We start from the raw sequence: 17,541 nt of genomic DNA, 5'->3' as shown, positions 1-17,541 counted from the left end.
TAGTTACTATGAGTTTAGATTCAAAAGTACCTCAAGGTCCAATTAAAGATAAGTGGACAGATTATAAAAATCATATCGACTTAGTAAACCCTGCTAACAAGCGTAACATTGATGTTATTGTTGTTGGTACAGGATTAGCTGGTGGATCTGCTGCTGCAACTTTAGCAGAGCTAGGATATAACGTAAAAGCATTTTGCTTTCAAGATTCTCCAAGACGTGCGCATTCAATTGCGGCACAAGGAGGAATTAACGCAGCAAAAAATTACCAAGGTGATGGTGACTCAACTTACAGATTATTTTACGATACTGTAAAAGGAGGAGATTACCGTTCTCGTGAAGCAAACGTATACCGTTTGGCTGAGGTATCTGCAAATATAATTGACCAATGTGTTGCTCAAGGGGTTCCTTTTGCACGTGAGTATGGTGGATTATTAGATAACCGTTCATTTGGTGGTGTATTAGTATCACGTACTTTTTACGCAGCTGGACAGACAGGACAACAATTATTATTAGGAGCGTATTCTGCTATGAACCGTCAAATTGGTCGTGGTAAAATCAAAATGTACAACCGTCACGAAATGTTAGACGTTGTTAAGGTTGATGGAAAAGCTCGTGGAATTATAACACGTAACTTAATTACTGGAGAAATTGAAAGACATTCAGCACATGCTGTAGTTCTTGGAACTGGTGGTTATGGTAACGTTTTCTTCTTATCAACTAACGCGATGGGAAGTAATGTAACAGCAGCATGGAAAGCACACAAACGTGGGGCTTACTTTGCAAACCCTTGTTACACACAAATTCACCCAACATGTATCCCGGTTTCTGGAGATCATCAGTCTAAACTAACGTTAATGTCTGAGTCTTTACGTAATGATGGACGTATTTGGGTGCCAAAACACATGAAAGATGTTGAGGCTATTAAAGCTGGTACATTAAAGCCTGTACAATTAGCTGAAGAAGATAGAGATTACTACCTAGAGCGTCGTTATCCTGCATTCGGAAACTTAGTACCTCGTGATGTTGCCTCTCGTGCAGCAAAAGAACGTTGTGATGCTGGTTTTGGAGTTAATGCAACTGGAGAAGCTGTATTCTTAGATTTTGCTTCGGCAATTCAACGTTATGGTAAAGAAGCTGCTCACGTTAAAGGTTTAGACGAAAACGATGCTGCACTTGTTAAAAAATTAGGACAAGAAGTAATCAAGAATAAATACGGAAACTTATTCCAAATGTATGAGAAGATCGTAGATCAAGATCCATACAATACACCAATGATGATTTATCCAGCAGTACACTATACAATGGGTGGTGTTTGGGTTGATTATAACTTAATGACAACTGTTCCTGGATTATATGCAATTGGAGAAGCAAACTTCTCTGATCATGGTGCTAACCGTTTAGGTGCCTCTGCTTTAATGCAAGGTCTTGCAGATGGATATTTTGTGTTACCTTATACTATTGGAGATTACTTGTCTGATGATATTAGAACAGGTCCAATTTCTACAGATACAAAAGAATTTGTTGAAGCTGAAGCTGAAGTAAGAAAGAATATCGATCATTTAATAAATAACAACGGGACACATTCTGTTGATTATTTCCACAAGCGTTTAGGTAAAATCATGTGGAATAAATGTGGAATGGCTAGAAACGCAGAGGATTTAAAGTCTGCAATTACTGAGATTTCTGAACTTAGAGCAGAATTTTGGAAAGACGTACGTGTGCCAGGAACACAGAATGAATTTAACGAAGAACTAGCTAAAGCAGGTCGTGTAGCAGATTTCCTTGAATTGGGAGAGCTGTTTGCTAAAGATGCTTTACAACGTGAAGAGTCTGCAGGTGGTCACTTTAGAGAAGAGTATCAAACACCTGAAGGTGAAGCGATGCGTCGCAAAGAGTTTCAATACGTATCAGCTTGGGAATACAAAGGAGAACCAAAAGATGCTATACTTCATAAAGAAGAATTAGCATATGAGAATATTGAAGTAAAAGAAAGAAGTTATAAATAAAGAAAAGCTATGAATTTAACGTTAAAAATTTGGCGTCAAGCAAACGCTAACGATAAGGGGAAAATGGTTGATTATCCAATCAGCAATATATCTCCGGATATGTCTTTTCTAGAAATGTTAGACGTTTTAAATAACGAATTAATAGAAAAAGGTGAGTCGCCAGTATCTTTCGATCACGATTGTCGTGAAGGAATTTGTGGGTCATGCTCATTATATATTAATGGTGAAGCACATGGTCCTGACCGTTTAATTACAACATGTCAGTTACACATGCGTACGTTTAAAGATGGTGAGATTATAACTATTGAGCCTTGGAGAGCTAGTGCTTTTCCTGTAATTAAGGATTTAGTTGTAGACAGAACAGCATTTGATCGTATACAACATGCAGGTGGATTTATTTCTGTAAATACATCTGGAAACACAATTGATGCTAACACGATACCTGTAAATAAACAAGACGCAGATGACGCTTTTTCAGCAGCAACTTGTATTGGTTGTGGTGCTTGTGTAGCCTCTTGTAAAAACTCTTCTGCAATGTTATTTGTTGGTGCTAAAGTATCACAATTTGCATTATTACCTCAAGGTAAAGTAGAAGCTACAGAGCGTGTTTTAAACATGGTTAAACAAATGGATGAAGAAGGTTTTGGTAATTGTACCAACACTGGAGCATGTGAGGTGGAATGTCCTAAAGGAATTTCTTTAGAGAATATTGCACGTATGAATCGTGAGTATTTATCTGCAAGTTTAAAAGGATAAAAAGACATAATTGTCACTCTTGGCATTAGCTTAGAGTCTTAAATAAATAAAAACCCAAGCGATAAGCTTGGGTTTTTTAGTTACTTTTATAATGTAAATATCCCTTATATGAAATCTATATATCTTTTACTTTTAGTACTAATAGTTAGCTGTAAATCTGATAACAAAGCAACGCGAGACATAGCGGTAACTGATGTTTCTAAAACTAGCAATGCTAATCAAGTTACTGTGGATTATAAGTTTGATACCACTGCGTTATTAGATAATGTAAAAGAATTATCTTCAGACACCTATCAAGGTCGCAGAACTGGAACCAAAGGTGGCGAGCTAGCAAGAGCATTTGTAATTAAACAATTTATTGCACGTGGTGTTACTCCATTAGTGCCAGATTATACGCAACCTTTTACATTTAAAACAACTAAAAGCTACGATGCGGTTAATATTTTAGGGTTAATAAAAGGAACAGAAAACACTGATAAATACATTGTATTATCTGCGCATTATGATCATGAAGGCGTTAAAAACGGAAAGATATATAATGGTGCAGATGACGATGCATCAGGTATTAGTGCATTGTTCGCTTTCGCGGAATTTTTTGCCAAGTATCCGCCAAAACATAATGTTATTTTAGCAGCTTTTGATGCTGAAGAATTAGGTTTAAAAGGGGCTTATCATTTTGTTGAAGACAATACTATCCAAAAAAGAAATATCGTATTGAATCTTAATATGGATATGATTAGTAGAAGTGAAGACAAGCAGTTATTTGCTGTCGGGAGTCACCATTATCCAATTTTAAAACCAATCATAGCTAATTTTAAAGATATTGGAACTACAGATTTAATAATAGGGCACGAAGGTGTTACAAAGGGAGATGATTGGACCTATTCAAGTGATCATGCAGCGTTTCATAAAGCTAAGATCCCTTTTATTTATTTTGGAGTAGCAGACCATAAAGATTATCACAAGCCAACAGATGATTTTGAAAACATTGATCAACAATTTTATAAGGATGCAGTACAAACTATTATAACTGTGTTTACTCAATTTGATAATTTAGATTTTTAATATAAATGACGGATTCTAATTCTTATTACAACAGTAATATTGTAAACTACACAACAGAAGTTTCTAAGCTTTACAAACAGCTAACCTCGTTAAGTATTGCTAGACTTTTAGTGTTTCTAACCACTGCGGTTGGGGCCTATTTTACGTTTGGTAATTGGGGCTTGTTTTCTGTTATTATAATACTTGGCATTGTCTTGTTTATATTTTTATTATCGCGATATACCAATATTAAATCCGTTTACAATTTAAAAAAAGAGCTAATCACAATTAATCAGGATGAGCTAAAGATTGCTTCTGGAGATTTTTTTGAAAAACCGGATGGTCTGACGTTTCAGGAGGCTAACCATAATTATGCTTTAGATATTGATTTATTTGGTAGAGGTAGTTTCTTTCAATTTATAAATAGAACAGCAATAGAGGAAGGTTCGGAAAAGTTAGCAACTAGTTTAAAAGCTAACGTCACAGGTGATATTGTACTTAGGCAAGACGCTATTAAAGAGTTAGCTAACAAATCAGATTGGAGACAGCAATTTCAAGCTAATGCTAGTTTAATTAAAGTAGAGACCAAAGGAGCTACAATTCTAAAGTTTTTAAAAGCGCACGAGTCCATATTACCTAAACACATAAAGATATTGCCTTTAGTAGTTTCAGTATTGACTATTATAATTATTGGTTTAGCAATTGCTAAAATAACACCTCCAATTACTATTGGGTATTGGTTATTTGTCGGCTTGTTTGTTACTGGACGTTATGTCAAAAAAATAAATGGGCTGAGTGCTAATGCAGATAAAATGCGAGACACTTTTCGTCAATACACCTCTTTGTTAAAAGCTATCGAAACCGAAACATTTACGTCACAATTACTAATTAGCAAGCAGGCTCAAATTCAATTAAAAGACAAAAAAGCGTCTCAGATTTTAAAAGAACTATCAAAAGCAATGGACGCTTTAGATAACAGGAGTAATTTAATCTCGGCTATTTTTGGGAATGGGTATTTTTTAACTGACATAAAGCATACGTATACAATAGAACAGTGGTTAGAAAATTATAAAGACAAAGTTGAAGATTGGTTTGAAGTCGTTGCTTTTTTTGATGCTTATAACAGTTTAGGAAACTATGCTTTTAATCATCAAGAATATGTCTATCCTCAAATAGTAGATAAAAATGAAGATACTAAAGTCACGCAATTAGGACATCCTTTATTAAAATCTGCCAAACGTGTGGATAATGATTTTGAAATAAAAAACAAGCAGTTTTTTATTATTACTGGTGCAAATATGGCAGGGAAAAGTACGTTTTTGCGCACAGTGTCTTTACATATTGTTATGGCTAATGTTGGTTTGCCAGTTTGTGCAACAGCATCGATGTATAGTCCTGTAAAATTAATTACAAGCATGCGTACCAGCGATTCTTTAACGGATGACAGTAGTTACTTCTTCTCAGAGTTAACACGCTTAAAATACATCGTAGATGCTATTAAGCAGGATAATTACTTTATTATTTTAGACGAAATCCTAAAAGGAACAAATAGTACAGATAAAGCTATTGGGTCGCGCAAGTTTGTCGAAAAATTAGTGGCCAGTCATGCTACCGGGATAATTGCTACACACGATCTAAGTTTATGCGAAATTGAAGAGCATTTGTCAGAAGTAAAAAACCACTATTTTGATGCGCAAATCATTGACGATGAATTGTATTTTGATTACACCTTTAAAAAAGGGATTTGTCAAAATATGAATGCTAGTTTCTTACTTAAAAAGATGGAGATTGTGTAGGTCTTTATAAATAATAACATGTCACTTATAAAGTGTTTTTGTCAAGTAGTTTAATCAATTAACCTAATTATTATTGGCGGGACCTTGCATACTCTTGCAGGTAGATTTGATTTTATTTGAATTTCAAATAGTTGTATTTGACTACCTCTTTTTACTTTAAGAATTTCTTTGATTAAAGCGGTAGACTTTATTTTATTTCCAAACACTTTTTTTGTAGGCTTTCCTGGCAGTTTTATTTTGAAACTTATAATTTCAGTTTTTAATCCATCTATTAACAAGTCTGGAAAATTATAAGACACAACACCTTCGCTTAATTCCTTCTTTGTTAGTTTTAGATCACATTGTTTACAATGTTTACTGTTAAATTGACTAATACCTGAGCTAATGTCTCTTATTTCAAATTTTTTAATAACATTATAAGGGATGTCGTTCAGGTCTTTTCCGGTAACGGTAATAATTGTTTCTTTTCCACTTCTAGGTGCTAGTTTATAATTCCCTAAATCATCAATTTTCACTAAGCCCTCTCCCGTTGCCTGATAAGGTAGGTTGTTTTCAATTTTGATGCGTATTGGGTTTTGAATTCCTCTGTATACAATATGCTGGTCGTTAAATGTAGTATAGATTTCTATTTTTGGAGAAGACTTTTCAGTAAAAGAATTGTTATTAATATAACCATTAATTGAAAACCATATAACAAGTATCAGAGTTGAAGTCAATTTCATAATTACTTAGTCGGCTTTATTAAAGATTTGGTTAGATTAAAGATAACTAAAAGTAAGAACCTTTATTGTTTAATGTATTAATATAAAAAAATGGTATAACCAACTTGTACTATTTACTTTCCTGACTGATTTAATCAAATAAAAACTCCCTCTGCATTAGAAGGAGTTTTTGTAATATTATGGGCACTATTGTTTCATTTCTAATTTGATTTTATCCAACATCTCCAATGCGTTTTTATCTTCAGGCTTAAATTGGAGTACTTTATTGTAGTTTTTTGTAGCTTCCTTATAGTTTTTAGTCATATAAAAAGCTTCGCCTAAACTATCAAAAACGTTGGGGTTATTAGGGAACATTTTAGTGTTTAAATCAAAAAGATACAATGCTTTGTAAAATTGCTTGTCCTTTAAATGCCAGTATCCCAATGTATTTAATTCTTTGCTTCCTTCTGAGTAGTCTGGGAAATACGTTAAAAAGTTAGATTCTAACGCAATCAAGTCTTCTAATGGTTTTTCATTCAAGTTGTAAAATGTAATGTTAGCAACATAATACTTAGCAAAATAACGTTGGTTAGTGACTATTTTCTCAATGTCGCGTTCTAAAGTTTCAACAGGATGCTCTACTATTCTATTAATTTCTTTTCCATTTTTATAAAAAATAAAAGTTGGTACACGATGGATGTTAAATCCTTTTTCTTCTCCATTAGGTCCTTTTTTGTAGCTTTCTTTTGTGTTGTCTAAAGCAAAGACCTCTAAGTTGTCCATATTAAAATTAGCTAATTCTAGTACTTTATAAAAACGTGGAACTTCTTTTTTACTATCCCCACACCAAGTACCTAAAAAGACTTTAATGGTGTAGTTGTTTAGCGAGTCTTTAAAGGTGTTTATTAGTTTTTCGTTAGCTATATACTCGTCATGATTTTTATTAAACCACGTTTTATAACCGTCTTTTAAAAGACCATCTTTATTAATCTTTCCTAATAACTTTGGCTGTCCCTTGCCATCCAAAACTTCAGTATTTATTGTTTGGGCAATTGTGGTGGTAAGGGTTACTAAAAAAAGGGCAATGGATACAAATAATTTCATAAGTGTTGTTTTTGATTGATATACTCAAATCTATCTTTAATTTTAATTGATTAGTAATTATTTAAACCAACAACACACTTAAGCTTATAAACAACACACTTTTTGCAGTTTGCATTGCTTTTAATGGTTTTTGTACTTTGTTTTTTGATGGTTTTAGCTTTTTGGTTTACTTTCAAGCTAAATTATGATAAACTTAAAAAAACATACGTCGCAAATCTTAGTACATCTGCTGTTTTGGATGCTATTTGTATTTGTGTCTTTATTTATCTTTTCCAGATATTATTGGGCCGAAAACCCATTTTTGCAATATTTATCCATTTTAGGTGTCATTGTATATGTTAACCATTTTGTGTTATTACCCTTTTTTGTAAAACGAAAATGGTATAAATGGTATGGCTTAGTTTTTATAGCAATATCTTTTTTTGCTACGCAATTGTATTGTAATGTCTTTGCACAATGTGGTTGTTCTATAATGAAATGCTTAAGTGACTACCTTTGGCAGACATTGGTGCCATTAATATTTTTCTCTTTTATTTGGATGTTATTTCGGTTTTTGGACGAGCAAAGTCAAAAGGAATACATGATACAACAGCATGAGAAAATGGAATTAAAGTTTTTGAAATCTCAAATAAACCCACATGTCTTGTTTAATAATTTGAATACTATTTATTCGTATTCAATAGAAAAACCAAACGAAACACCTGAGCTTATTTTGATGTTGTCAGACAATTTGAAGCATGTCTTATATGAGAGTAATGCTCAGTTTGTCGATTTAAATAAGGAACTTCAATTTTTAGATAATTATATTAAGTTTCAGAAGATAAGAACAGAAGGTGTTAAGCATATCAAGTATACTACTAATGTAAAATCAGATTACATTAAAATTGGACCTTTATTGTTAATTACCATTATTGAAAATGCATTTAAACACAGTACATTACATAGCACTATTTTTATACAAATTACTGAAGAAGAAAGCACGTTGATTTGTACGTGTATCAACGATTTTGAACATAATAATACGGATGATAACCACTCTAAAATTGGATTCAAAAATCTAAAAAAACGATTGGATTTGTTGTATCCTAATAAGCATCAGTTACAAATTGAAAAGACAGACCAGTTTAAAGTAATTTTAACCTTAGATCTATCATGACCTGTATAATTATTGAAGACGAAATACCTGCCCAGAATTTACTTAAAAACTATTTAAGTAAATTACCTAATGTGCAATTGTTAGGTACATTTCAATCTGCTATTCAGGCTCATAATTACTTTAAAACAAGCACAGCAGATGTTGTGTTTTTGGATGTTAATTTACCAGACATATCTGGTTTAGATTTTATAAAAACGGTAAAAAATCCACCTGCAATTATAATGACAACTGCTTATCCAGATTATGCAGTGAGCTGTTTTGAGTTAGATACAATTGTCGATTATTTAGTGAAACCTTTTGGTTTTGATCGTTTTTTAAAAGCTGTAAACAAAGCGGAAGACAGAGCAAATAACAACATAGATGTTAATACAGTAGATACTAAAGTGGTTGAGGATTCTATTTTCTTGAATGTGGATAAAACACTACATAAAATTGTATTAAGTGAAATTTTGTATTTAGAATCTGACAGAAACTATATTACTGTAGTTACTAAAACACAAAAACTGTCTTATATAGATTCTCTTAAAAATTGGGTTGAAAAACTACCGAAGCAAGACTTTATTCAAATTCACAAATCATATATAATTAACGCTACTTACGTGAGTAAAATATCAGGAAATGAGGTCTTTATTAATACGCAGCGTTTGCCTATTGGAAGAACTTATAAAGCGGATTTGCTTAAAAAATTAAGAATTGTTTAATGGGTATCTATTAGTTGTAATTTCTGTTTACTTTTAGAGTAAAGTTAATCGCGTAGTCATAACAAGATCTTAAATCATACAAATTGGATAATAAATTAAACGTAGCAATTATTCAGGCTAACTTGGCTTGGGAAAACCCAATTGAGAATAGGCTAAACTTCACACAAAAAATTGAAAGCTTAACCAATACTGTTAATCTTATTGTGTTGCCAGAAATGTTTACTTCTGGATTTACAATGTCTCCGCAATTGGTTGCAGAAACTATGGAAGGTGCTACCGTGCAATGGATGTTAGCTTTGGCTAAACAGAAAATGGCTGCTATTGTTGGTAGTATAGTTATTGAAGATAGCGGGCAATACTATAATCGATTGGTGTTTGTACATCCCGATGGTAAAATAGATAGTTATAACAAGCGTCACACCTTTACTCTAGCAGGAGAAGACAAGGTGTATGCTAAAGGTGACCAAGTAGTGATAGTCGATTACAAGGGGTTTAAAATAAAACCTTTGGTATGTTATGATTTGCGTTTTCCTGTATGGGCTAGAATACAAGACAATTTTGATATACTATTATACGTAGCTAATTGGCCAACAAAACGTATTACCGCTTGGGATACTTTGTTGCAGGCTAGAGCAATTGAAAACATGTGCTATTGCATTGGTGTAAATAGGGTTGGTTTAGACGCTAATAATTACGAATATCCAGGACATTCTGCTGCTTATAATGTGTTAGGAAATATGCTTACTAACTTAAAGCCAAATACAGAAGGTGTAACAGAAGTCGTGTTGTCTAAATCTCATGTGGACAACACTAGAAACAAACTTAGATTTTTAGAAGATAAAGATGTATTTAGTTTAGAGTAAAATCTATAGTAACTTCCCAGCCTGATCTAATTTCTTCTACTTTTTTAGCATAACTTACACGTTCTGCTTGTTGCTTTTTAAGAAAGTTTCCTGAATCGTATTTTCCATTTTTATTGGTATCGTAGATAACTCTAACATAGTATTCTCCTGGTTTTAAAAAGAAAAAATCTAATGGTTTTGGCGTTTTGGCATATTGCTCATATTTTACTTCACCTGTTTTGTTTAAAAACTGAACGATTAGCGGGTAAGTTGCATTTTTTAGAATAACCCTGGCATTACCAAGACCAGATTCTTTAACGGTTCTTAAATTAAAATTTAAAGTGTCATTAGGTAAGTTGTAAAAGTCCGTAATTGTACTTGGTAGTAATTGGATCTTGTATAAATTGTCTTCCGTTTTATCAAAGTCGACCTCTATTGTGTTTTGTAAAGTATCTAATTTAGTAGTGAAACTAACCTTTGTAGAATCTTTGTCTAATATGGTTATTTTGCTTTTGTCAAATTTTGATATCGGAATATTAGCCGATAGCTTTAAGGTTTCAAAAAAGTCAATATTACTACTTGGACTAGCTTTTACTAGTAATGAGTCGCGTTTGTTATCTTTTATTCTAACTGTAAAAGTGTCTATTTTAGTTCTGTTAGTTACTTTAAATACTAATGAGTCCACCTCTAATTTTGGTTTGTAAAAATAGTTTAGTGTATCTGTTTTTTCATCTTTAAAATAACTGTAACTATAGTCTTTAGGCGCGTCAGACAATAAATCAATTGTCATGTCTTTGTAGTCTTCACCTTCAAAACCAAATGCTATTTTTTCGCCAGAAACTAAACGAGCACTTTCTGCTTTATAGTCTATTTCTTCTTTAAATATTTTTAATTCGTAAAACGCAGAAGTATCTGCAGATACGGTTATAAATTCTTCGTAAAAACCAATTTCGTCTGATTTTTGGTCAAACTTATTATTGGAATTATTATCCTTTAAGGCAATAAGCTTGTAAGCTCCTGCTTTTAAGTTTTCTAGTTTAAAATTAGTGGTGCTATCTAAAGTGTTAGTAATGTATTTTGGATTTTCTTTATATACAATAGAATCTGTGTAAGTCGAATCTGCTTCGTATAAATGAATAGAGATAAAAGGGTCTGTTGTTCTTTTTATTGCATCCATAACGCTTCCTTTTACAGATAACGAATCTATGTAATCTCCTGTTGAAAACACATACCTATAATAAGGATAAGGGTTTTCTTCGTTATTATCCACAATACTATTACCAAAGTTAATGGCGTAAGTTGTGTTAGGCGCTAACGTGTCAAGAATCTTGATTTTGATGTACTCACTTGGACTTCCTAAAGGTGTAATGTCCGGTTTTGTGTTCATTGGAGGCGATATAACCAGTTGTTTGGTTAGATCTTTTGTTTTAATATATTCGTCAAAATATATTTTAATCTCTTTACTATTAAAATTTGTCGAGAAGTTAGCAGGCTCAGAATATCTGATTTTAGGAGGTGTAACATCTTTTTCTCCTCCAGTAATATTACCTCTATTGGCGCAATTAATAAAAGTAAGCGCTAAAACGCAATAAAAACAAAAATTTAAGAGACGGTTTTGCATATGATTTTAAATGTGGTTACAAATTAACAACATATTTATGTTTTAACGAAAAATGCACTAGGCTATTGCCATTGTAGCGACACTTATTTTTACATTTTCAGCTTTTTTTAATTCTATTATACAAGCCTCTAATGTGTTTCCGGTGGTAATAATATCATCCACCAATAAGATGTGTTTGTTTTTAAGTTGTGACAATTGTGTTACTGCAAAGGTTTCGTTATTTAATTGCCATCGTTCCAGTCTTTTTTTAGAAGCTTGAGAGCTTGCAGTTGTTGTTACCTTAATTAAAAGATCATCATTATAAATGGTTTGCAAGGCTTGGGCAATTTTTTTACCAAATTCTGCACATTGATTATAGCCTCTTTTTTTTATCTTTTTTGGATGTAATGGCACAGGGATAACCAAGTCTATAGTTTTGTAATCGGGACATTGTTTTAGTTCCTCTCCCAGCCATTCGCCTAGAAAACTACTTACTTCTTCATTTTTTCCGTATTTAAGTTGGTGGAGTAGGTGTTGTACAATACCTTTTTTTTCAAACCTTAGTAAAGCTGTAGCTGCTTCTATTTGTGCCCTACCGTAAAACACGTTTTTTACAAAGGGGTCTTTAGAGGTGTGATAATCTGTGGTTGGCAAGACGTGTCTACAGGTGGTGCATAAAAAGGATTCATTATCGGATAGGAGGCTTTTACACGCGTTGCAGACCTTTGGGAAAAATAAATCAGCTAAGGCTTTAAAGCTCATAAAATATTGGTTTAACGCGGGTTGTAACTTAGATGAAGTGCATATAAATCCTTTTAAAAACTTTCAAAATTACTTTAGCACGGATTTTAATCAAGTTATCGAAAAATTATTACATATAGATATATTAGCAATAGTTTTGTATCAAATATTAAACTAATGATTATAAAATCCCAAATCTATAATCTAAGGTTAGTTATTGTTGCGCTATCAACATTAATGTGCGCTTTAGGTTATTACGCTCATAATAATTATTCGTCTTTAAACGAGTATCATGAGTTTCTAATTGACGAAAATGCTATGGTAGAATCAGAGCTTAGTCAAATGGTAGCTAGCTACGATTCATTGCGTTTTGATAATAGAGATTTGCAAACTAAATTGGATAATTCTAGAATTAGAATTGCACGCATCTTAGATTCTGTTAAATATCTAAAACCAGATGTTTATTTAGTGTCTCACTACAAGAAGCAATTGCAAGTCTTAAAAAATGAAAACAATAGTATTTTAGCTTTAGTTGAGAAATTAAACGCTGAAAACGAATTTTTAAAACAAGAAGCCATCCGTGTAGGCGCAGAGCTTGATCAAACTATTTCATTTTCTGAGCATTTAGAAAGCAAAAACTCAACTTTATCTATTATTAACAGTAAGTACCAAGAAAAGATAAATAAGGCTAAGGTCTTAAGTGTTTCCAGTATTGCTGTGCAAGGTGTTAGGCGCGTGACTAACAGCGGGGATATTAAAAGTACTACCACAGCAAGACGAGCAAAACAAATTAATGTGTGTTTTACTATTCCTGAAAATAAGTTTACAGTAAAAGGTAAAAAGGAACTTTATGTACAAATAGTAGATCCTTTAAATAATGTTGTTGGAGATCAAGGGGTGTTTAATACAGGAGCATCCTCTTTAATTTACAGTAAGAAAATAATGGTGGACTATAAAAACAAAAACTTAGAGCAGTGTTTGTTTGTTAAACCATCTGAGGATCAGTCTTTACAAAAAGGCGATTACTATGTTACTGTGTACCATAAAAGTAGATTAATTGGTAAAACAACAATGACCCTTAAATAATATTAAAACCGTACGAAAACTCTTATTTTAAAGGGGTTTGAAAATTATATTGAAGTCTTTTTTTTAGCTTAAAAGGTTACTTTAACAATTTTTTCACCTCTTCATCGGTATTTAACAGTAAACCATATTTTAAATCAATAATTTTATTTGTAATTAATTTATACATGATAGTTATCCCTCATACTTACAACTATAGATTAGTAATTGGTTGCTTGGTTATTGCTTTGGTGTCTTTAGGTACTTTTAGCTATTTTAACTTAGATAAGTTAGAAAGTTATAACACTTATGTCATTCAAGAAAAAAAACTTTTAGAGATTGAATTATCAGAAATGATAGTACGTTATGACGAAGTTGAAGTTAATAGTGTTGTGCTAAATGACAAACTTGAACAGTCTAAATTTAAAATAGAACGTATTTTAGATTCCATAAGAGTATTAAAACCAAGTGCATCTTTATTATCTGTTTATAGATCTAAAATTAAACTTCTGCAAAAAGAAAAAGCAGAGGTCCTAGCTTTAGTGTCTAAACTTGAAAACGAAAACCAACGCTTATCCATAAAAACAGCCAAAGTTGAAGAGGATCTTCACGGAGCTAGAAGCATAACTAATGCTTTAAAATCTGAGAACAAAGATTTAGCTTTTAATAATACGCAACTTTCTAAAAAAATTGAAGCTGCTAGCCATTTAGAGATAGGTAAGCTTAATGCAAAAGCTGTAAAACGTATTACCAAAAAACGTATTGTAGGGACTAATAAGTCTTATAAGTCTAATAAGCTTCATGTAACGTTTACTGTATCTAAAAATAAGTTTGTTAACGAAGGTAAAAAGGATATTTACATACAAATTTTAAGTCCTAGTAACAATGTTGTTGCAGATCAAGGGTCTGTATCTTTTGGTAAACAATCTTTAATTTATAGTAAAAAAATCATTTTGGATTATAAAAATGAAGACATAAACCTAGATGCAATAATTACTACAGATGTTGATCAGCCTTTAACTAAAGGTGTGTATTTTGTAAATATTTTCCACGATAACACTAGGCTTGGAAGTACTTCTGTAACACTTAAATAGCATTAAATATTATACAAATAAAACCGTTACATTCGTAATGGTTTTATTTTTGCGTTTACACGAATAAATAAAAATCATATATTCGTTAAAATTATCTCTAAAAAATCCTTTTTTGAACAAAATCAACTTTTTAAAAGAATCACTTAAAAGTTTAAAAACTTCTGGGACATTGTTTCCTAGTTCTAGATTCTTGGCGTCAAAATTATTGAAGAGTATAGATTTTGAAACAACAAAATTAGTAGTAGAGTTTGGACCTGGAAATGGGATTATAACTAAAGAGATTTTAGCAAGATTAAAACCGGATGCTACTTTAATTACTTTTGAAATAAATGATAGTTTTTATAAGGCTTTGCTTAAAATTGAAGATTCAAGATTAATTGTGTCTAACCAATCCGCTGATAAAGTATTAGAGGTGATTAAACAACATGGTTTTTCATCTACAGATTACATTGTTTCTAGTTTGCCATTAACTAATATTCCTAAGCCAATTTCGGCTGTTATTTTAGATAGCGCTTACAAAAGTTTAAATCCAAAAGGGTATTTCTTTCAATACCAATATAGTCTTACCTATTATTCTGCATTAAAAGAAATTTTTAAGGGCAACGTAGATTTAGGTTTCGAGCCTTTAAACGTTCCTCCAGCTTTTGTTTATACTTGTCAAAAAGACTAATCATTTTTTGGTTGTACACTTTTATTTATCGTTTATCTTTGTACTATTATGGCAAACAACGACGATCAATTTAAAAAAGTAATCTCTCACGCAAAGGAGTATGGTTACGTATTCCAAAGTAGTGAAATCTACGATGGACTTAGCGCAGTTTACGACTACGCTCAAAACGGAGCAGAATTAAAGAAAAACATACGCGACTACTGGTGGAAAGCAATGGTGCAAATGCACGACAATATTGTAGGTATTGATGCTGCAATATTTATGCATCCAACCACTTGGAAGGCATCGGGACACGTAGATGCATTTAGCGACCCTTTAATTGACAACAAAGATTCTAAAAAACGTTATAGAGCTGATGTTTTGGTAGAGGATTACTGCCTTAAAATAGAAGCAAAAATAGATAAAGAAGTTGCTAAAGCTGCAAAACGTTTTGGAGAAACTTTTAATAAAGAAGAATTTTTAGCAACTAACGGTAGAGTTTTAGGATATCAAGAAAAAATTGATACTATCTTAAAACGTTTAGGAAAATCTTTAGAGGCTGAAGATTTAGCAGATGTTAAAGCGTTAATAGAAGAGTTAGAAATAGCTTGTCCTTTAAGCGGAAGCAGAAACTGGACGGATGTTAAGCAGTTTAACTTAATGTTTGGTACCAAACTTGGTGCAACAGCAGAGACTGCAATGGATTTATATTTACGTCCAGAAACAGCACAAGGTATATTTGTAAACTTCTTGAATGTTCAAAAAACAGGAAGAATGAAAATTCCTTTTGGTATCGCGCAAACAGGTAAAGCGTTTAGAAATGAGATTGTTGCAAGACAATTTATTTTTAGAATGCGTGAGTTTGAACAAATGGAAATGCAATTTTTTATCAAACCTGGGACTCAGAAAAAATGGTTTGAACATTGGAAAGAAACTAGAATTAAATGGCACCTTTCTCTTGGAATGGGGCAAGATAATTACCGTTTCCATGATCACGAAAAATTGGCCCATTATGCTGATGCAGCTACAGACATCGAGTTTAAATTCCCTTTTGGTTTTAAAGAATTAGAAGGAATACATTCTCGTACAGATTTTGATTTAAAACAACACGAAGAATTTTCTGGTAAAAAACTACAATACTTTGACCACGAAGACAACGCAAGTTATACACCATATGTTTTAGAAACGTCTATTGGTTTAGACCGTATGTTTTTAGCAGTATTTTCTAATGCTTTAGTTGAAGAAGAATTAGATAACAATACAACAAGAACTGTATTGAAATTACCAGCGGTTTTAGCGCCAGTAAAAGCAGCTATTTTTCCTTTAGTAAAAAAGGATGGTTTACCAGAAGTAGCAAAACAAATTGTTGAAGATCTTAAATGGGACTTTAATGTGTTTTATGACGAAAAAGATGCGGTTGGTAAACGTTACAGACGTCAAGATGCTAATGGTACACCATTTTGTATTACAGTAGACCACGACACTTTAACGGATAATACGGTTACTATTAGACATAGAGACACAATGGAGCAAAAACGTGTTGCTATCTCAGATCTTAAAGACATCATCAAAAAAGAAGTTGATGTAAAAGAGTGGCTAATGAAGATGTAATAGCTTTCAAAAGTAGATATAATAAAAAATAAAAAGCCCAAACTAATTAGTTTGGGCTTTTTATTTTTTAATTTAAATGTTAGAATCTAATTCCAAAATTAATTCCAAATCTTGGCTCAACATTATCCAAGTAATCATCATCAATACTACCAAGATTTCTTGCTATTTCTCCGTTAATTCCCAACGTAAAAGTGTCATTAAACACCCATTTATGACCAATACCAAAGCCTAAAGAAAAACCGTCTACATCATACGTATATTCTTCTTCTACATTAGTGTCACTAATATAGTCGTAATAGTAGTAATCTTCTACAGTTACAGTTCCTGTTCTAAGTTTGGCTTGCGGATAAAAGTAAAAACCAGCATGATCTTTTTTCTTTGAAAAATAGATAACATATGCTGCTTTAAGACTAATAGCATCAGAGTCTTTTATATATCCAGTATCATAGTAAGCATAAGTGTCAAAAAACGTTGCTCCAATAAAAAGCGACTGATTTTTTTCTAAATAACGTTCGTAATTAACGTTAAATGATCCTGCGACTACTAAGTCAAATAAATTTGATGAAATTTCATTTTTTTTTGTAGTTGTTTCAATGTCTTTTTGAGCAAATCCATAAAAGGATGTTAATAATAAAACGAATAATAAATGTGTTTTTTTCATAAATTAGGTTGATTGAT

The 17,541-nt window shown here is 32.2% G+C and carries 16 protein-coding genes; 11 read left to right on the top strand and 5 right to left on the bottom strand.

Going from position 1 to position 17,541, the window contains the following annotated elements:
• The first annotated feature begins 8 nt into the window (after nt 1–8).
• The 4 genes from ACZ2G2_RS04705 to ACZ2G2_RS04690 all read left to right on the top strand — a co-directional run bounded on the left by ACZ2G2_RS04705 (nt 9) and on the right by ACZ2G2_RS04690 (nt 5,602).
• Nucleotides 9–2,006 (top strand): fumarate reductase/succinate dehydrogenase flavoprotein subunit, encoded by a 1,998-nt coding sequence (locus tag ACZ2G2_RS04705; protein WP_272023722.1) that lies wholly within the window; start codon nt 9–11, stop codon nt 2,004–2,006.
• Between the two features lie 9 nt (nt 2,007–2,015).
• On the top strand, nt 2,016–2,762 hold the full coding sequence (locus tag ACZ2G2_RS04700) for a succinate dehydrogenase/fumarate reductase iron-sulfur subunit (protein WP_470394254.1): 747 nt from the start codon (nt 2,016–2,018) through the stop codon (nt 2,760–2,762).
• Between the two features lie 108 nt (nt 2,763–2,870).
• Nucleotides 2,871–3,827, top strand: coding sequence for a M28 family peptidase (locus ACZ2G2_RS04695; protein WP_470394253.1), 957 nt, complete (start codon nt 2,871–2,873; stop codon nt 3,825–3,827).
• A gap of 5 nt (nt 3,828–3,832) precedes the next feature.
• Nucleotides 3,833–5,602: a MutS-related protein gene (locus ACZ2G2_RS04690; RefSeq protein WP_470394251.1), complete on the top strand. Its 1,770-nt coding sequence runs from the start codon at nt 3,833–3,835 to the stop codon at nt 5,600–5,602.
• A gap of 50 nt (nt 5,603–5,652) precedes the next feature.
• On the opposite strand, the gene ACZ2G2_RS04685 is transcribed toward ACZ2G2_RS04690, so the two are convergent.
• Nucleotides 5,653–6,324, bottom strand: coding sequence for a hypothetical protein (locus tag ACZ2G2_RS04685; RefSeq protein ID WP_470394249.1), 672 nt, complete (start codon nt 6,322–6,324; stop codon nt 5,653–5,655).
• 186 nt (nt 6,325–6,510) lie between these two features.
• Entirely contained in the window at nt 6,511–7,407 is an 897-nt protein-coding gene (locus ACZ2G2_RS04680) for a thioredoxin domain-containing protein (RefSeq protein WP_470394248.1), read from the bottom strand.
• Nucleotides 7,408–7,591: 184 nt separating this feature from the next.
• Between ACZ2G2_RS04680 and ACZ2G2_RS04675 the strand changes: the two genes are divergently transcribed.
• The 3 genes from ACZ2G2_RS04675 to ACZ2G2_RS04665 all read left to right on the top strand — a co-directional run bounded on the left by ACZ2G2_RS04675 (nt 7,592) and on the right by ACZ2G2_RS04665 (nt 10,127).
• Nucleotides 7,592–8,563 carry a sensor histidine kinase gene (locus ACZ2G2_RS04675; protein WP_470394247.1) on the top strand — a complete coding sequence of 324 codons (972 nt, stop codon included), beginning with the start codon at nt 7,592–7,594 and terminating at the stop codon, nt 8,561–8,563.
• Nucleotides 8,560–9,264: a LytR/AlgR family response regulator transcription factor gene (locus ACZ2G2_RS04670; protein ID WP_470394245.1), complete on the top strand. Its 705-nt coding sequence runs from the start codon at nt 8,560–8,562 to the stop codon at nt 9,262–9,264. Before ACZ2G2_RS04675 ends, ACZ2G2_RS04670 begins: the two co-directional genes overlap by 4 nt.
• 83 nt (nt 9,265–9,347) lie before the next feature.
• Nucleotides 9,348–10,127 carry a nitrilase family protein gene (locus tag ACZ2G2_RS04665; protein ID WP_470394243.1) on the top strand — a complete coding sequence of 260 codons (780 nt, stop codon included), beginning with the start codon at nt 9,348–9,350 and terminating at the stop codon, nt 10,125–10,127.
• Here the strand turns inward: ACZ2G2_RS04665 and ACZ2G2_RS04660 are convergent.
• Together ACZ2G2_RS04660 and ACZ2G2_RS04655 are read right to left on the bottom strand one after the other, a co-directional pair.
• Complete coding sequence (locus ACZ2G2_RS04660; RefSeq protein WP_470394241.1) at nt 10,114–11,727, bottom strand: Ig-like domain-containing domain; 1,614 nt, start codon at nt 11,725–11,727, stop codon at nt 10,114–10,116. The two genes, ACZ2G2_RS04665 and ACZ2G2_RS04660, sit on opposite strands and share 14 nt — an antisense overlap.
• A 57-nt stretch (nt 11,728–11,784) precedes the next feature.
• Entirely contained in the window at nt 11,785–12,468 is a 684-nt protein-coding gene (locus tag ACZ2G2_RS04655) for a ComF family protein (RefSeq protein ID WP_470394239.1), read from the bottom strand.
• A 156-nt stretch (nt 12,469–12,624) separates the two neighbouring features.
• Between ACZ2G2_RS04655 and ACZ2G2_RS04650 the strand changes: the two genes are divergently transcribed.
• The 4 genes from ACZ2G2_RS04650 (at nt 12,625) to ACZ2G2_RS04635 (ending at nt 16,863) form a co-directional block, all read left to right on the top strand.
• On the top strand, nt 12,625–13,533 hold the full coding sequence (locus ACZ2G2_RS04650) for a hypothetical protein (protein ID WP_470394237.1): 909 nt from the start codon (nt 12,625–12,627) through the stop codon (nt 13,531–13,533).
• A gap of 164 nt (nt 13,534–13,697) precedes the next feature.
• Nucleotides 13,698–14,603, top strand: a complete 906-nt coding sequence (locus tag ACZ2G2_RS04645; protein WP_470394235.1) for a hypothetical protein — start codon at nt 13,698–13,700, stop codon at nt 14,601–14,603.
• 112 nt (nt 14,604–14,715) lie between these two features.
• On the top strand, nt 14,716–15,273 hold the full coding sequence (locus tag ACZ2G2_RS04640) for a class I SAM-dependent methyltransferase (protein WP_090841659.1): 558 nt from the start codon (nt 14,716–14,718) through the stop codon (nt 15,271–15,273).
• 48 nt (nt 15,274–15,321) lie between these two features.
• Nucleotides 15,322–16,863, top strand: a complete 1,542-nt coding sequence (locus tag ACZ2G2_RS04635) for a glycine--tRNA ligase (RefSeq protein WP_470394233.1) — start codon at nt 15,322–15,324, stop codon at nt 16,861–16,863.
• A 79-nt stretch (nt 16,864–16,942) separates the two neighbouring features.
• Here the strand turns inward: ACZ2G2_RS04635 and ACZ2G2_RS04630 are convergent, their stop codons facing one another.
• A complete protein-coding gene (locus ACZ2G2_RS04630; protein ID WP_090841655.1) occupies nt 16,943–17,524 on the bottom strand; it encodes a hypothetical protein in 582 nt (193 codons plus the stop codon).
• Between the last annotated feature and the right edge of the window lie 17 nt (nt 17,525–17,541).

Source organism: Olleya sp. KKT75, assembly GCF_055635485.1.
Note: the sequence above shows the minus strand (reverse complement) of the source record. Positions and strands in the feature narration are given on the sequence as shown.

Excerpts from the sequence above, each read along its gene's own strand:
- ACZ2G2_RS04645 (WP_470394235.1), top strand. The coding sequence starts at position 13,698 with ATGATAGTTATCCCTCATACTTACAACTATAGATTAGTAATTGGTTGC.
- ACZ2G2_RS04655 (WP_470394239.1), bottom strand. The coding sequence starts at position 12,468 with ATGAGCTTTAAAGCCTTAGCTGATTTATTTTTCCCAAAGGTCTGCAAC.
- ACZ2G2_RS04695 (WP_470394253.1), top strand. The coding sequence starts at position 2,871 with ATGAAATCTATATATCTTTTACTTTTAGTACTAATAGTTAGCTGTAAA.
- ACZ2G2_RS04690 (WP_470394251.1), top strand. The coding sequence starts at position 3,833 with ATGACGGATTCTAATTCTTATTACAACAGTAATATTGTAAACTACACA.
- ACZ2G2_RS04650 (WP_470394237.1), top strand. The coding sequence starts at position 12,625 with ATGATTATAAAATCCCAAATCTATAATCTAAGGTTAGTTATTGTTGCG.
- ACZ2G2_RS04685 (WP_470394249.1), bottom strand. The coding sequence starts at position 6,324 with ATGAAATTGACTTCAACTCTGATACTTGTTATATGGTTTTCAATTAAT.
- ACZ2G2_RS04660 (WP_470394241.1), bottom strand. The coding sequence starts at position 11,727 with ATGCAAAACCGTCTCTTAAATTTTTGTTTTTATTGCGTTTTAGCGCTT.
- ACZ2G2_RS04630 (WP_090841655.1), bottom strand. The coding sequence starts at position 17,524 with ATGAAAAAAACACATTTATTATTCGTTTTATTATTAACATCCTTTTAT.
- ACZ2G2_RS04700 (WP_470394254.1), top strand. The coding sequence starts at position 2,016 with ATGAATTTAACGTTAAAAATTTGGCGTCAAGCAAACGCTAACGATAAG.
- ACZ2G2_RS04705 (WP_272023722.1), top strand. The coding sequence starts at position 9 with ATGAGTTTAGATTCAAAAGTACCTCAAGGTCCAATTAAAGATAAGTGG.
- ACZ2G2_RS04670 (WP_470394245.1), top strand. The coding sequence starts at position 8,560 with ATGACCTGTATAATTATTGAAGACGAAATACCTGCCCAGAATTTACTT.
- ACZ2G2_RS04635 (WP_470394233.1), top strand. The coding sequence starts at position 15,322 with ATGGCAAACAACGACGATCAATTTAAAAAAGTAATCTCTCACGCAAAG.
- ACZ2G2_RS04675 (WP_470394247.1), top strand. The coding sequence starts at position 7,592 with ATGATAAACTTAAAAAAACATACGTCGCAAATCTTAGTACATCTGCTG.
- ACZ2G2_RS04680 (WP_470394248.1), bottom strand. The coding sequence starts at position 7,407 with ATGAAATTATTTGTATCCATTGCCCTTTTTTTAGTAACCCTTACCACC.